General features: G+C 64.4%; 13 protein-coding genes. 12 read left to right on the top strand and 1 reads right to left on the bottom strand.

Features of this window, described 5'->3' with window-relative positions; genetic code table 11:
- Window positions 1-29 precede the first annotated feature (29 nt).
- On the bottom strand, window positions 30-902 hold the full coding sequence (locus NCS58_RS27845) for a GNAT family N-acetyltransferase (protein ID WP_250478038.1): 873 nt from the start codon (window positions 900-902) through the stop codon (window positions 30-32).
- 247 nt (window positions 903-1149) lie between these two features.
- Between NCS58_RS27845 and NCS58_RS27840 the strand changes: the two genes are divergently transcribed.
- The 12 genes from NCS58_RS27840 to NCS58_RS27785 form a co-directional block, all read left to right on the top strand.
- Window positions 1150-2628, top strand: a complete 1479-nt coding sequence (locus NCS58_RS27840; protein WP_061121231.1) for an aldehyde dehydrogenase — start codon at window positions 1150-1152, stop codon at window positions 2626-2628.
- A 208-nt stretch (window positions 2629-2836) separates the two neighbouring features.
- Window positions 2837-3505 carry a haloacid dehalogenase type II gene (locus NCS58_RS27835; RefSeq protein WP_061121217.1) on the top strand — a complete coding sequence of 223 codons (669 nt, stop codon included), beginning with the start codon at window positions 2837-2839 and terminating at the stop codon, window positions 3503-3505.
- 29 nt (window positions 3506-3534) lie between these two features.
- Window positions 3535-4809, top strand: a complete 1275-nt coding sequence (locus tag NCS58_RS27830) for an FAD-binding oxidoreductase (protein WP_061121232.1) — start codon at window positions 3535-3537, stop codon at window positions 4807-4809.
- Window positions 4810-4888: 79 nt separating this feature from the next.
- Window positions 4889-6511, top strand: a complete 1623-nt coding sequence (locus NCS58_RS27825) for an ABC transporter substrate-binding protein (protein ID WP_061121218.1) — start codon at window positions 4889-4891, stop codon at window positions 6509-6511.
- 78 nt (window positions 6512-6589) lie between these two features.
- Window positions 6590-7546: an ABC transporter permease gene (locus NCS58_RS27820; RefSeq protein WP_061121219.1), complete on the top strand. Its 957-nt coding sequence runs from the start codon at window positions 6590-6592 to the stop codon at window positions 7544-7546.
- Complete coding sequence (locus tag NCS58_RS27815) at window positions 7543-8472, top strand: ABC transporter permease (protein ID WP_061121220.1); 930 nt, start codon at window positions 7543-7545, stop codon at window positions 8470-8472. The genes NCS58_RS27820 and NCS58_RS27815 overlap by 4 nt, the downstream gene beginning before the upstream one ends.
- 20 nt (window positions 8473-8492) lie before the next feature.
- Window positions 8493-10316 (top strand): ABC transporter ATP-binding protein, encoded by a 1824-nt coding sequence (locus NCS58_RS27810; protein ID WP_061121233.1) that lies wholly within the window; start codon window positions 8493-8495, stop codon window positions 10314-10316.
- The gene (locus tag NCS58_RS27805) at window positions 10313-10627 is read left to right on the top strand and encodes a (2Fe-2S)-binding protein (protein ID WP_061121221.1); all 315 of its coding nucleotides are present in this window, start codon (window positions 10313-10315) and stop codon (window positions 10625-10627) included. The genes NCS58_RS27810 and NCS58_RS27805 overlap by 4 nt, the downstream gene beginning before the upstream one ends.
- Window positions 10612-12000: an NAD(P)/FAD-dependent oxidoreductase gene (locus NCS58_RS27800; protein WP_061121222.1), complete on the top strand. Its 1389-nt coding sequence runs from the start codon at window positions 10612-10614 to the stop codon at window positions 11998-12000. The genes NCS58_RS27805 and NCS58_RS27800 overlap by 16 nt, the downstream gene beginning before the upstream one ends.
- On the top strand, window positions 11997-13166 hold the full coding sequence (locus NCS58_RS27795) for an FAD-binding oxidoreductase (protein ID WP_061121223.1): 1170 nt from the start codon (window positions 11997-11999) through the stop codon (window positions 13164-13166). The genes NCS58_RS27800 and NCS58_RS27795 overlap by 4 nt, the downstream gene beginning before the upstream one ends.
- Window positions 13163-13579, top strand: a complete 417-nt coding sequence (locus NCS58_RS27790) for a helix-turn-helix domain-containing protein (protein ID WP_061121224.1) — start codon at window positions 13163-13165, stop codon at window positions 13577-13579. The genes NCS58_RS27795 and NCS58_RS27790 overlap by 4 nt, the downstream gene beginning before the upstream one ends.
- A 33-nt stretch (window positions 13580-13612) precedes the next feature.
- Window positions 13613-13899, top strand: a 287-nt coding sequence (locus tag NCS58_RS27785) for an aldehyde dehydrogenase family protein (protein WP_143756433.1), incomplete at its 3' end; no start/stop codon positions are given.

The following is a 13899-nucleotide window of genomic DNA, read 5'->3' as shown; positions in this document are numbered from 1 at the left end:
CGCTTCCGCCGATGTCTGCGCGCACGCGACTACCACACCGCCTGACTCGTCAGCGCGAACTGCGTGAGCGTGGCATCGGCGGCGGGCACGCCGTTCAACGCCATCTGCTCGATGGTATCGACGAGCGGCAGCCCGAGCCCTTCGAGCCACGAGGAAAGCCCGTATCGCAAGGGCGTATCGACGCGCACGAACATGCCCGCGTTCAGCGCGAGCCAGTAACTGATCAACGCCTTGGCGCGGCTCTGATCCGGCGATTCGGGTGCGATCACCGGACCGATCACATGTCCGTCGCCGAAACGCCGGAAGAGCGCGAATCCGATCAGCTCGCCGTCGCGATCGAGCGCGATGCCGCTCGCGACATCGAGCAGTTGCGGAAGCAGCGCCGAGCGGTCCAGCCCGCTCGCGCGCGATGCCAGTTCGGCGAGACGCGGCGTGTCCTTCGCGCCGATCGGACGCAGCCGCTCGCCGGGCGGCAGCGAAACCAGCGGCGGTTGAAACGCCGCACCCTGATGCTGTTGAATCGTGTCGATGCGCGTGAAGCCCCGTTGCTCGCACAGCGGCCTGCCTTCGTTCGATGCGTGAATCAGGAGCGTGCGCGAGCCGAGCTTCGCCGTCAGCCGGTCGAGCAGCGCGCGTCCGATGCCCTGCCGTTGATGTTCCGGCGACACGATGAACATGCCGAGCGTCGCGGCGTTCGCGCCGAACGGAAAGGCGAGCGCCGTGCCGACGAGCGCGCCCGCCGGATCGACGGCGGCGAGGCCGTCGCCGAGACGCGCCGCGAAGCGCCAGTCGTCCGCGCGATGCCGCCATTTGACGGAGGCCGACAGCGCGTGCGCCGCGGGAATATCGTCGAGCGTGAAAGCCCGGTATTCGACCACATTGTTATTGCTCGAGTCGGGCACGCCGGCCTCCTGACCTTGAATACATTTATCGCAACTTTGACACCGCAGCGCGCGCGTGGCTAGGACGATCTTCCTGTCACGCATGGTGCATGGACCGGCGCATGTGGTGCAACGCAAAACCACGGGTTATCGCCGCAAGAACGCGCATGCTGTGCTGTATCGGCAATTTTGTCGGCGAAATATGCCGGTGCTCCGGTCCTACGATGAAGCCATGTCAACGCAGCATCACGGAAGAGGACTCACGCATATGGACCGGTTCGATCCTGCCAGCATCGTCATCAGGAGCGGGCATTTCATCGGCGGCGAATTGATCGATGCGGGCGCGTCGCGCATCGAGGTCGCGCGGCCATCGGATGGCGTCGCGTATGCATCGGTGCCTGTCGCCGATGACGCGATGATCGACTACGCCGTGCAGAACGCGTTCAGCGCGTTCAAGAAGAGCGACTGGGCACGCCGCGCGCCGCGCGAGCGAGCGCGAGTATTGCGCAAATTCGCCGATCTCGTCGCCGCCGATGCCGCCACACTCGCGCCGCTCGAAGCGCTCGGCTCGACGCGCCCCGTGCGAGATGCGTACCACTGGGACGTGCCGTTCACCGCCGAAAGCATCCGCTTCTATGCGGAGCTTGCCGACAAGATCGGCGGCGATGTCGCGGCGACCGATCATCGGCATCTGGGCATGACGATAGCGGAGCCTTACGGCGTGATCGGCGCGATCGCGCCGTGGAACTTTCCGCTCGTGATGGGCATCTGGAAGGCCGCGCCCGCGCTCGCGGCGGGCAACGCGGTGGTGCTGAAGCCTTCGGAGATGACGCCGTTTTCCACGCTGCGTCTCGCCGAGCTCGCACTGGAAGCGGGCGTGCCGCCGGGCATCTTCAACGTCGTTCAGGGCGATGGCCGCACGACCGGCGACGCGCTCGTGCGTCATCCGCGCATCGGCAAAGTGACGTTCACGGGATCGACACGCACCGGCGCCGCGATCATGGCCGCATGCGCCGAAACCGGCACGAAGCCGGTCACGCTGGAACTGGGCGGCAAAAGTCCGCAGATCGTGTTCGCGGATGCACCGCGCATCGATGATGTAGCGCGGCGCATTGCCGGCGCGATCACGGGCAATGCCGGACAAGTGTGCGTTGCGGGTTCGCGGCTTCTCGTGCAGCGCGCAATCGCCGGCGAGCTGACCGATCGCATCGCGCAGGCATTCGGCGAACTCAAAGCCGGCGCGACGTGGGCCGCGGGCACGACGCTGCCGCCGATCATCTCCGAGCCGCAGGCGCTACGTATCGACGCGATCGTTCAACGCAGCATCGCGGGCGGCGCGACCTTGCGTTGCGGCGCAAAGCGCGCGGATGCGGCGACGCCGGGCGCGTTCTACGCGCCGACCTTGTTATGCGATGTCACGCAGGACAACGACGCCGTGCGCAGCGAAATCTTCGGCCCCGTGCTCACCGTGCAGTCTTTCGATACGGAAGAAGAAGCGCTCGAACTCGCGGCGCATCCTAAATACGGTCTCGCCGCGGGCGTGCATACGGCGGACATCGGGCGGGCTTTGCGGATGGTGCGCGGCATCGAGGCGGGCACCGTCTGGGTGAACCGCTATGGCCGCACGAGCGACTTCGTGCTTCCGACCGGCGGCTACAAGCGCTCGGGTATCGGCAAGGACCTCGGACGGCAGGCTTATGAAGCGAATCTGCGCTTCAAGAGCGTGCTCATCGATACGGAAGGATGAGGCGCACAAGACATGCACGATCGTGCAAAAAAGGCGCCGCATTTTCTGCTGTGGCGATGCCTCAAAACGCATGACTTATGTCGCCGCGAGGCACGCATTCGACGCCATCAGTCATTTTTGCACTGTTTAAATTTTCATCAACACATCGCTGTTTCTTGTTTTCACCACTGAACTCCGGACGGGTTCATCACACGACAGGATTGACACCATGATCGATTTCGAGCCGAAGTACATCACGTTCGACTGCTACGGCACGCTGACGAAATTCCGCATGGCCGATATGGCCCGCGAGATGTACGGCGACCGCCTGCAAGGCGACGACCTCGAACAATTCGTGAAGTTCTTCGCGGGCTATCGCCGCGACGAAGTGCTCGGCGCGTGGAAGCCGTATCGCGACGTGATCGTCAACTCCGTGCGCCGCACGTGCGAACGCACGAACGTCGCATTCGATGAAGCGGAAGCCGAAAAGTTTTACCTCGCCGTGCCGACCTGGGGCCCGCATCCGGACGTGCCGGAAGGCCTCTCGCGGCTCGCTACGAAGTACAAGCTCGTGATTCTGTCGAACGCATCGAACGATCAGATCCAGAGCAACGTCGACAAGCTCGGCGCGCCGTTCCATCGCGTATTCACGGCGCAGCAGGCGCAATCGTACAAGCCGCGCATGCAGGGCTTCGAATACATGTTCGATCAGTTGAACTGCAATCCGGAGGACGTGCTGCATGTGTCGTCGAGCCTGCGTTACGACCTGATGACCGCGCACGACATGGGCATCAAGCACAAGGCGTTCGTGAAGCGCGGCCATGAGCCGGGCACGCCGTACTACGAGTATTACGAAGTGGACACCATCGGCGATCTCGCCACGCAACTCGGTCTGTAAAGAAAGCCACTTCCACGCGAGCAATGCCGATGAAACTCGACTCCTACTGGCTCGACACCGCGCCCGCGATGATCCCGACGTGCGAAGGCCCGGCCGATGGCCAGGCCGATGTCGCCGTGATCGGCGGCGGGTTCACGGGCTTGTCGGCGGCGCTCGCGTTGGGCAGGCGCGGCGCGGGCGTCGTCGTGCTCGATGCCGGGCGCGTGGGCGGCGGCGCGTCGGGGCGCAACGGCGGTCAGTGCAATACGGGCGTCGCGCAGGACTATGCGGCGCTGCGCGCGCAACTCGGCGTCGAACGGGCGCAAGGCTGTTATCGCGCGTATGCGGCGGCGGTGGACACCGTCGAGCGTCTGATCCGCGAAGAGAACATCGATTGCGACTATCTCGCGTCCGGCAAGCTGAAGCTCGCCGCGAAGCCGCATCATCTCGACCATATCGCGAAGACCGCCGAGCTGATCCGGCGTGAAGTCGATCCGGACATCGATCTGCTCGATCGCGCGCAGGTCCGCAACGAAGTGCAGTCCGATGCCTTTTACGGCGGCTTGCTGCAGCGTCATGGCGGGCAGATGCATATGGGCAAGTTCGCCGCCGGGCTTGCGCAGGCAGCGGTCAGGCAAGGCGCGCGTCTCTACGAGCACGCGGAAGTCACGGGAATCACGAAGGAAGGCGGCGCATATCGAATCGATTCCAGGCGCGGCGCCTTGCACGCGAAGCAGGTGCTGATCGCGACGGGCCCGTCGAAGCACGGCCCGTTCTCGTGGTATCGGCGCAGACTCGCGCCCGTGGGTTCGTTCATCATCGTGACGGAGCCGCTGCCTGCGGACCAACTGCAACGGCTGCTGCCGAACCGGCGTTCGTACACGACGAGCCGCCTGATGCACAACTATTTTCGCGTGACGCCCGATGCGCGTCTCCTGCTCGGCGGGCGCGCACGCTTCACCGCATCCGAGCGCCCATCGGATGCGAAGAGCGGCCGCATTCTGCAAGCGAATCTCGCAGCGATCTTCCCGAGCCTGGCCAACGTGCGCATCGACTATTGCTGGGGCGGTCTCGTCGATATCACTGCGGATCGTTTGCCGCGCGCGGGCCAGCACGACGGCATCTATTTCTCGATGGGCTACAGCGGCCACGGCACGCAGATGTCGACGCACATGGGCCAGATCATGGCCGACGTGATGAACGGCCACGCCGATGCGAACCCGTGGCGCGATTTCGACTGGCCCGCGATTCCGGGTCATACGGGCAAGCCGTGGTTCTTACCGCTCGTCGGCGCGTATTACTCGATCAAAGACGTGTTCTATTGAAGCATCGAAGCAAAGACAGGCGGCCAGCATTCAATCAAAGAGCCGTCGAACATTCACAGTCCCTATCGCGGAGAAGTTCATGAGCATCGACACATCGCCTGAAGCACTTGTCCATGCCGATGCCGGCAAACGGCTCGAAGAACTGACGCGCCGCGGCGCGTCGCGGCGCAACGTCCTTCGCGCGATGGCCGCGGGCGGCTTGCTGTCAGTGACAGGCGCGGGGCTGCTGAGCGCAAGCGGCGCGGCTTTCGCGCAGGACAAGCCGAAGCAGGGCGGACGCATCCGCGTGGCGACGCAGTCGTCGTCGGCCGCCGATACGCTCGATCCCGCCAAGGGCGCGCTCGGCACGGACTACGCCCGCGCGTTCATGTTCTATAGCGGCCTGACCGAACTCGACAATCATCTCGGCGCGAAGATGGCGCTCGCCGAGTCGCTCGAAACGAAAGACGCGACCGTATGGGTCGTGAAGCTGCGCAACGGCGTGCAGTTCCACGACGGCAAAGCGCTCGCGCCGCAGGATGTCATCTATTCGCTGATGCGTCATAAAGACCCGGCTGTCGCCTCGAAGGCGAAGACGCTCGCCGATCAGTTCAAGGAGATCAAGGCGACCGGCCCGAACGAACTGACCATCACGCTGACGGGTGCGAACGCGGACCTGCCCGTGATTCTCGCGGACTCGCATTTCCTCATCATCAAAGACGGCACGACAGACTTCAAGACCGCCGTCGGCACGGGCCCGTTCAAGCTGAAGGAGTTCTCGCCGGGCGTGCGCACCGTGGGCGTACGCAACGAGAAGTACTGGAAGCCGGGCATGCCGCATCTGGATGAAGTGGAACTCATCGGCATCGCGGATGAACCCGCGCGCGTGAACGCGCTCATGTCCGGCGACGTGCAGCTCATCAACGCGGTGAGCGCGCGTTCGACCGAGCGCATCAAGGGCACGCCGGGTTTCGCGGTGCTGGAAACGAAGACAGGCCAGTACACCGACCTCATCATGCGCGACGACGGCGGCATCACGGGCAACGCGGATTTTCGTCGCGGCATGACGTATCTCATGGACCGCGAGCAGATGCGCAAGACGATCTTCCGCGGCTATGGCGCGATCGGCAACGATCAGCCGATCGATCCGAGCAACAAGTACTACATGTCGGGCCTGCCGCAACGCGCGTTCGATCCCGACAAGGCCAAGTTCCACTTCCAGAAGGCGAAGGTCGGCAACACGCCGATCCAGCTGTACGCATCGCCGGCGGCGGAAGGCTCCGTCGAAATGGCCGTGCTGATGCAGCAGGTCGCGCCGCAGGCCGGCATCAATCTGCAAGTCGTGCGCGTGCCATCCGATGGCTACTGGTCGAACCACTGGATGAAGCATCCGCTCGGCTTCGGCAACATCAATGCGCGCCCGAGCGCGGATGTGATCTTCACGCAGTTCTTCAAGTCCGACGCGCCGTGGAACGAAGCGAACTGGAAGAGCGCGCAGTTCGACCAGATGCTCGTCGCCGCGCGCGGCGAACCGGACGAAGCGAAGCGCAAGAAGATCTACGGCGACATGCAGGAGCTCGTGCATACGGATGGCGGCATCGGCATTCCGATGTTCCAGAGCTCGCTCGATGCGCACAGCGCGAAGCTCAAGGGTCTTGGCGGCATTCCGCTCGCGGGTCTGATGGGCTGGATGTTCGCCGAAAACGTGTGGCTCGAAGCATGAGCGTGATTTGACAGCGGACGCGCGCCGGCTTGAAGCGGCGGCGCGCGAAGTCAACCCTTCAACGAGAGGCGATATCCGATGAAAGTTCATGCGCAACGACTCGTCGCCGCGCGCCTCGGCCTCGCGCTGCTCACGCTCTTGATCGTGTCGATGGTGGTGTTCGGCATCACCGGACTGTTGCCTGGCGATGCCGCGCAACAGGCGCTCGGTCAGGCGGCGACGCCCGAGCAGGTGACGGCGCTGCGGCATCAGTTCGGTCTCGATCAACCCGCGCTCACGCGCTATGTTCAATGGCTCGTGCATGTGATGACGGGCAACTTCGGCACGTCGCTGTCGAACAATCTGCCGGTCAGCGAACTGATTTCGACGCGTCTGCCGAATTCGCTCGTGCTCGCGGGATTGACCGCTCTCGTGTCCGTGCCGCTCGCGCTCGTGATCGGCATTGCATCGGCGATGTATCGCGGCTCGCTCGTCGATCGCGTGCTCAATGTGCTCACGCTGTCGACCGTCGCCGTGCCCGAGTTTCTCGTCGCGACCATCGCCGTGCTGATCTTCGCCGTGAAGCTGCGCTGGCTGCCCGCGTTGTCGTATTTGTCGGATGTGTCGTCGTTCGGCGGCCTGGTGCGCACGTATGCGATGCCGGTGATGACGCTCTGCTGCGTGATCGTTGCGCAGATGGCGCGCATGACGCGTGCGGCCGTGCTCGATCAACTGAATGCGTCGTATGTGGAAATGGCCTTTCTGAAGGGCGCAACGCCCATGCGTGTCGTCTTGCGGCATGTGTTGCCGAACACCATTGGACCGATTGCCAACGCGGTCGCGCTTTCGCTGTCGTATCTCTTCGGCGGCGTGGTGATCGTCGAATCGATCTTCAACTATCCCGGTCTCGCGAGCCTGATGGTCGATGCCGTCACCAATCGCGACATGCCGCTCGTGCAGGGCTGCGTGATGGTCTTCTGCGCGGCCTATCTCGCGCTCGTGCTCATTGCCGATCTGGCTCAGATCGTCTCCAACCCGAGGCTGCGTCAACGATGAACCGGAACGTCTCTTCTCACGCCACGACCGTGCTATACGAGCAGCCTCCCGCCGATGCGCCGCAGGAACAGGCGCCCGTCGTCAAGCGCAGCATGCCGAAGCGCCTCGTCGATCGCTTCTCCGTGCTGGGGCTCGTCGGTCTTTTCATCGTCGTGTTCTGGCTAGCGGTTGCATTCATCGGGCCGGTCATCGCGCCGTATAAAGGCGGCGCGTTCACGTCGACGGAAGTCTTCGGCTCGTATAGCCCGGCGCATTTGCTCGGCACCGACTATCTCGGCCGCGACATGCTGAGCCGCATTCTCTACGGCACGCAATACACGGTGGGTCTCGCACTCGCATCGACGGTGGCGGCGAGCGTCATCGGCACGTTCTTCGGTCTCATCGCCGCCGTGTCGGGGCGCTGGGTCGATGAAGTGCTGAGCCGCCTCTTCGATGCGCTCATTTCCATCCCGAGCAAGATTCTCGCGCTCGTCGTGATCGCGGCGTTCGGCTCATCCATTCCGATGCTGATGATGGTCGCCGCGCTCGCCTACATTCCCGGGGCATTCCGCATTTCGCGCTCGCTCGCGGTGAACATCATGACGCTCGAATATGTGCAGGTGGCGAAGGCGCGCGGCGAGAAACTCTTCTATATCGCGCGCGTGGAAGTGCTGCCCAACATGATTCATCCGATGCTCGCGGACTTCGGCCTGCGCTTCGTGTTCATCGTGCTGCTGCTCTCGGGGCTGAGCTTCCTTGGCCTCGGCGTGCAGCCGCCGAATGCGGACTGGGGCTCGCTCGTGCGCGAGAACATCGGCGGACTCTCGGAAGGCGCGCCCGCGGTGCTGATGCCCGCGGTGGCGATCGCGACGCTGACCGTCGGTGTGAATCTGCTTATCGACAGCCTGCGTCGTCATGGCGCGCGTTCGCATGGAGGCGCTCAGTGAATACGGCAACGAGCACGAACATGATCGAAGTGAAAGGCTTGCGCGTCGTCGCGGGCGTGACGCCCGATCCGGTCGTCGAGATCGTGAGAGGCGTGGATTTCACGGTGAAGAAGGGCGAAGTGCTCGCGCTGATCGGCGAGTCGGGTTCGGGCAAGACGACGATCGCGCTCGCGCTGCTCGGCTATGCGCGCGGCGGATGCGCGATTGCGGGCGGCTCGGTGAAGATCGGCGATACGGATGTATTGTCGCTCGACGCCAGGGGCCGTCGCGCATTGCGTGCACGAACGGTCGCGTATGTCGCGCAGAGCGCATCGGCGGGCTTCAATCCGGCGCGCACGATCATCGATCAGGTCACCGAGCCCGCGCTGCTGCATAAGCTGATGACGCCCGCCGCCGCGCGTGAGAAGGCAATCGGTCTCTTCCGTTCGCTGGCATTGCCGGACCCCGAGACCATCGGCGATCGTTATCCGCATCAGGTGTCGGGCGGTCAGTTGCAGCGGCTCATGGCGGCGATGGCGTTGATCACCGATCCCGCCGTGGTTGTGTTCGACGAACCGACCACCGCGCTCGACGTGACCACGCAGATCGAAGTGCTCGCCGCATTCAAGGGCGTGGTGCGCGAACTGGGCACGACAGCCGTGTACGTGTCGCACGATCTGGCGGTCGTCGCGCAGATGGCGGATCGCATCGTCGTATTGAATGGCGGCCGCGTGCGCGAGAACGGCGCGACCGCGCAAGTGCTCGATGCACCCGCCGACGATTACACGCGTCAACTGCTTGCTGCTACGCGCCGTCCGGAAGCGCAGCTCACGATGCCCGACGAAGCGCGCGACGTGCCGCTGCTCGAAATACGCAACCTGAGCGCGGGCTATGGCCGTATCGATGCGAACGGCGTGCCCGCCGTGCGCGTGCTCGATGACGTGAGCCTGAAGATCGCGCGCGGCAGCACGCTCGGCGTGATCGGCGAATCCGGCTCGGGCAAGACGACGCTCGCGCGCGTGATCGCGGGCCTCGTCGATCGTGCGCGCGGCGACGTGCTGCTCGATGGCAAGCCCTTGCCCGCGAAGCTGTCGGAGCGCACGCTGGAGCAGTATCGGCGCGTGCAGATAGTGTTTCAGAACGCCGATACCGCGCTGAACCCGAGCCGCACCATCGCCGATATCCTCGCCAGGCCGATGAACTTCTATCACGGCTTGCGCGGCGCGGCTGCGCAAAAGCGCATGCTCGAACTGCTCGATCTGGTGAAGCTGCCCGCATCGATTGCGAAGCGTCAGCCCGGCGGTTTGTCGGGTGGACAGAAGCAGCGCGTGAACCTCGCGCGTGCGCTCGCCGCGAATCCCGAACTCATTCTCTGCGATGAAGTGACGTCTGCGCTCGATACCGTCGTCGGCGCAGCGATCCTCGATCTGCTCGCGGAACTGCGCCGCGAACTGCACGTGTCGTACATGTTCATCAGCCACGACATCTCGACGGTGCGCGCGATCTGCGACGAAGTAATCGTGCTCTATGCGGGCCAGTGCGTCGAAGCGGGCCAGCGCGATGCGCTTTCGCATCCGCCTTATCACCCTTACACGGGCTTGCTCATCGACTCGGTGCCCGCGCTGCGTCCCGGCTGGCTCGATTCGCGCCGCGCGATGGCGCTCGGCGCGTTGCCCGTGCTCGGCCCGGAAAGCGATGCGCCCGAACTGTGCAGCTTCCGTTCGCGTTGTTCGGCGCGCATCGACGGCAAATGCAATGTGACGCCGCCAGCGAGGAAGACCTTGCCGTCGGGCGCGCAGATTTTGTGTCATCACAGCGCGGGCGATCTCTCGCGCATGCAGTCCACAGAAGCGGAGACGGCATGAGCGGACGTTTCGTGAGGGTCGCGGAGAAAGAGCGCAGGACGTTCGGTATCGTCATCGACGGCAGACGTGCGCTCGCGTCCGAAGGCGACACGTTGATGGTCGCGCTGCTCACCTCGCAGGAAGACTTGCGCGATTCCGAGTTCGGCGACGGACGCCGTGCGGGTTTCTGCGTGATGGGCGCATGCCAGGACTGCTGGGTGTGGACGGAAGCCGGCGAGCGCGTGCGCGCGTGCACGACGCCGGCGGTCGAAGGCATGTCCATTGTCACGCGTCTCTCGCAAGCCGAGGAGGGCGTATGGCCGCGACTGTGATCGTGATCGGCGCGGGGCCTGCAGGCGTGCGCGCGGCGCAGGCGCTCGTTGAAGCCGGCTTGCGTCCCGTGGTGATCGACGAAAGCCGGCGCGATGGCGGGCAGATCTATCGTCGTCAGCCGGAAGGATTCACGCGCACCTATGACACCTTGTACGGCACCGAGGCGCAACGCGCGCGTGCGTTGCACGAGGCCTTCGATGCATTGCGCCCGCACATCGACCATATGCCCGATACGCTCGTGTGGAACGTAGCGCCGAACGCGGTGCATGTAGTGAGCGGCACGCATCATCGCGAGCTTGCATTCGATGCGCTCATCATTTGCAGCGGCGCGGCCGATCGCGTGATGCCCGTGCCTGGCTGGCATCACGCGGGAACCTATAGTCTCGGCGGCGCGCAGGTTGCGCTGAAATCGCAGGGCTGCGCGATCGGTTCTCGCGTCGTGATGATGGGCACGGGGCCGCTGCTTTATCTCGTCGCCGCGCAATACGTCAAAGCGGGCGCGACGGTGAGCGCAGTGCTCGATACATCGACTTTTGCGCAACGTCTGCGCGCGTTGCCGCAACTGCTCGCGATTCCATCGACGCTGAAGAAAGGCATCGCGCTGATGGGCATTCTCAAGGATGCGCGCGTGCCGATTCATCGCGGCATTACGCCGGTCGAGGTTCGCGGCACACCTGAGCGTGGCGTTCAAGCCGTGCGCGTGACGCTTGCCGATGGCGCAATGCTCGAAGTCGAATGCGATGCCGTCGCGCTCGGTTATCACCTGCGCTCCGAAACTCAACTCGCCGATCTCGCGGGCTGCGAATTCCGTTTCGATCATGCGTTGCAACAGTGGCTTCCCGTCGCCGATGAAGACGGCCGCAGCAACGTAAGGGGCGTCTATCTCGCGGGAGATGGCGCGCGTGTGCGCGGCGCGGATGCCGCTGAACGCGCGGGACGGCTTGCCGCGCTTGCGGCGATCAAAGACATCGGCATGACCTGCAACGAAGATGAAGCAAACAAATTGCGTACGCAACTAAGCCGCTTCACGCGTTTCGCGGCGGGCTTGCGTACCGCATTCCCGTGGCCCGCGCGATTCGCGGCCACGCTGCCGGACGAAACCATCGTCTGCCGCTGCGAAGCGGTCACCGCCGGCGAGCTGAGGCGCGTCGTGAACGACATGGGCGCGAAGGAAGCGAATCGCGCCAAGGCATTCTCCCGTGTCGGCATGGGCCGATGCCAGGGCCGGTTCTGCGCGCATGCGGGCGCGGAAGTGATCGCCGCGCAAGCACGCGTGCCGCTCGAAGCAGTCGGGCGCCTGCGCGGGCAGGCGCCCGTCAAACCTTTACCGATGGCGCTTGCGCCGCACGAGGACATGGAGACCAGTGAATGATCGAACGCGCCGATGTGATCGTGATCGGCGGCGGCATCGTCGGCACCTCGACCGCTTTCTTTCTGCGCCGACGCAAGCGTTCGGTGATTCTGCTCGAACGCGGTCTGACGGGACAGCAGGCGAGCGGCGTGAACTTCGGCGGCGTGCGTCGCCAAGGCCGCGCGCTCGAACAACTCGCGATGTCGAATCGTGCGCTCGACACATGGCGGCGTTCGCGCGAATTGCTCGGCGAGGACGTCGAGTTCCTGCCGTCGGGGCATACGCGTGTGTGTTATCACGCGCATGACGCGGAATACTTTCATCGCTATGCCGCTGATGCGCGCGCGTATGGCCTCGATCTCGATGTGCTGGAAGGCGCGGCCCTTTTCAGGCGCTTTCCGTTCCTCGGCCGCGATGTGCTCGCCGCATCGATCTCGCCGCTCGATGGCCACGCGAACCCGCGTCTCGCCGCGCCCGCGTTCGGCCGCGCGGCGGCGCGGCTCGGTGCGCGCATCGTCGAGAACACGGAAGTGGTGCGCGTCGAAAAGGAAGCGGGCGGCTTTCGCGTGGAAAGCGCAACGGGCGACGTGTATCGCGCGGAGCAGGTGCTGATCTGCGCGGGCGCGTGGGCCAATGCGCTATCGACGCAGTTCGGCGAGCCTGTGCCGCTCACCGCACGCGGTCCGCAGATGGCCGTGACCGAGCCCGTGCCCTACGTCTTCCAGTTTTCGATGGGCGTGTACACGTCCATCAAAGAAGAGAGCGTGTACTTCCGGCAGATTCCGCGCGGCAATATCGTGCTGGGTGGCGGCCCTCCCGGTCCCGCCGATGCCGGCACGCGGCGCGCATCCGTGCTGCCCGCGAATACGGTCGCACAGATGGCGCAGTTCTGCCGCATGGTGCCCGCGATGCGCCCGCTGCATGTGATTCGCGTATGGAGCGGCGTGGAAAGCTATCTGCCGGATTCGGAGCCGGTGATCGGCCCAAGCACGAAAGCCGATGGTCTTTTCTATGCGTTTGGTTTCAGCGGATCGGGCTTTCAGATCGGGCCGGGCGTCGGCGAAACGCTCGCCGAGTTGCTCGATAGCGGCAGCACGCCAGTCGACCTCACATCGTTTTCCATTGGACGATTTCAGCGCGCTTCGTCGACGCACGCCGAATCGGTCACCTCCGAGACTTCGCCATGAGCCAAGCCAATCTCGTCGACGCGCTCGCTTATATCGAAGCCAATTTCGACAAGACCGTGAGCCTCGCGCAACTCGCCGATCTCTCGGCGCTGAGCGTATCGCGCTTCGCGACCGTGTTTCGCGAGCAATTCGGGCTGTCGCCGTACAAGTACCTGTGCGAGCTGCGTGTGCGGCGCGCGCAGACCTTGTTGCTCGCGGGTGTGCCGGGTTCGGTCGTCGCGACGGAAGTCGGCTTTTTCGATCAGAGTCATCTTGCGCGGCACTTCAAGCGCCTATGCGGCATGACGCCGAGCGCTTTCGTCGAGCGCACGCAAAAGAAGGCCCGCTCGGCCGAGCTCGATGCCGGTTTGTCCAAGCGCGTCGCGCAAAATCGACCGCGGGCATTTGCTTTCGACAGCGCGCACGCCGCCTGACGCTTCCTGAACGATCCGCCACTACTCGAAAACATGCGACATCTACAGCAGTTCTATATCGACGGCGAATGGGTCGAGCCTTTCGGCAGCATGCGTTTGCCTGTCATCGATCCATCGACCGAAGAAACGATCGGCGAAGTCGCCCTCGGCGATGCACGCGATGTGGACCGCGCGGTGGCAGCGGCGCGGCGCGCGTTCGTGTCGTTCTCGCAGACGCGCGTGGCAGAGCGCGTCGCGTTGCTACAGCGTCTGCTCGAAGCGTATCTCGCGCGTTACGACGAGATGGCCCAAGTCATCTCGCGCGAGATCGGCGCGCCGGC

Source organism: Caballeronia sp. INML3B (assembly GCF_023631305.1).
In the GTDB taxonomy this organism is placed as follows: Bacteria; Pseudomonadota; Gammaproteobacteria; order Burkholderiales; family Burkholderiaceae; genus Caballeronia; species Caballeronia turbans.
Note: the sequence above shows the minus strand (reverse complement) of the source record. Positions and strands in the feature narration are given on the sequence as shown.

Excerpts from the sequence above, each read along its gene's own strand:
- NCS58_RS27840 (WP_061121231.1), top strand. The coding sequence starts at position 1,150 with ATGGACCGGTTCGATCCTGCCAGCATCGTCATCAGGAGCGGGCATTTC.
- NCS58_RS27835 (WP_061121217.1), top strand. The coding sequence starts at position 2,837 with ATGATCGATTTCGAGCCGAAGTACATCACGTTCGACTGCTACGGCACG.
- NCS58_RS27830 (WP_061121232.1), top strand. The coding sequence starts at position 3,535 with ATGAAACTCGACTCCTACTGGCTCGACACCGCGCCCGCGATGATCCCG.
- NCS58_RS27825 (WP_061121218.1), top strand. The coding sequence starts at position 4,889 with ATGAGCATCGACACATCGCCTGAAGCACTTGTCCATGCCGATGCCGGC.
- NCS58_RS27820 (WP_061121219.1), top strand. The coding sequence starts at position 6,590 with ATGAAAGTTCATGCGCAACGACTCGTCGCCGCGCGCCTCGGCCTCGCG.
- NCS58_RS27815 (WP_061121220.1), top strand. The coding sequence starts at position 7,543 with ATGAACCGGAACGTCTCTTCTCACGCCACGACCGTGCTATACGAGCAG.
- NCS58_RS27810 (WP_061121233.1), top strand. The coding sequence starts at position 8,493 with ATGATCGAAGTGAAAGGCTTGCGCGTCGTCGCGGGCGTGACGCCCGAT.
- NCS58_RS27805 (WP_061121221.1), top strand. The coding sequence starts at position 10,313 with ATGAGCGGACGTTTCGTGAGGGTCGCGGAGAAAGAGCGCAGGACGTTC.
- NCS58_RS27800 (WP_061121222.1), top strand. The coding sequence starts at position 10,612 with ATGGCCGCGACTGTGATCGTGATCGGCGCGGGGCCTGCAGGCGTGCGC.
- NCS58_RS27795 (WP_061121223.1), top strand. The coding sequence starts at position 11,997 with ATGATCGAACGCGCCGATGTGATCGTGATCGGCGGCGGCATCGTCGGC.
- NCS58_RS27790 (WP_061121224.1), top strand. The coding sequence starts at position 13,163 with ATGAGCCAAGCCAATCTCGTCGACGCGCTCGCTTATATCGAAGCCAAT.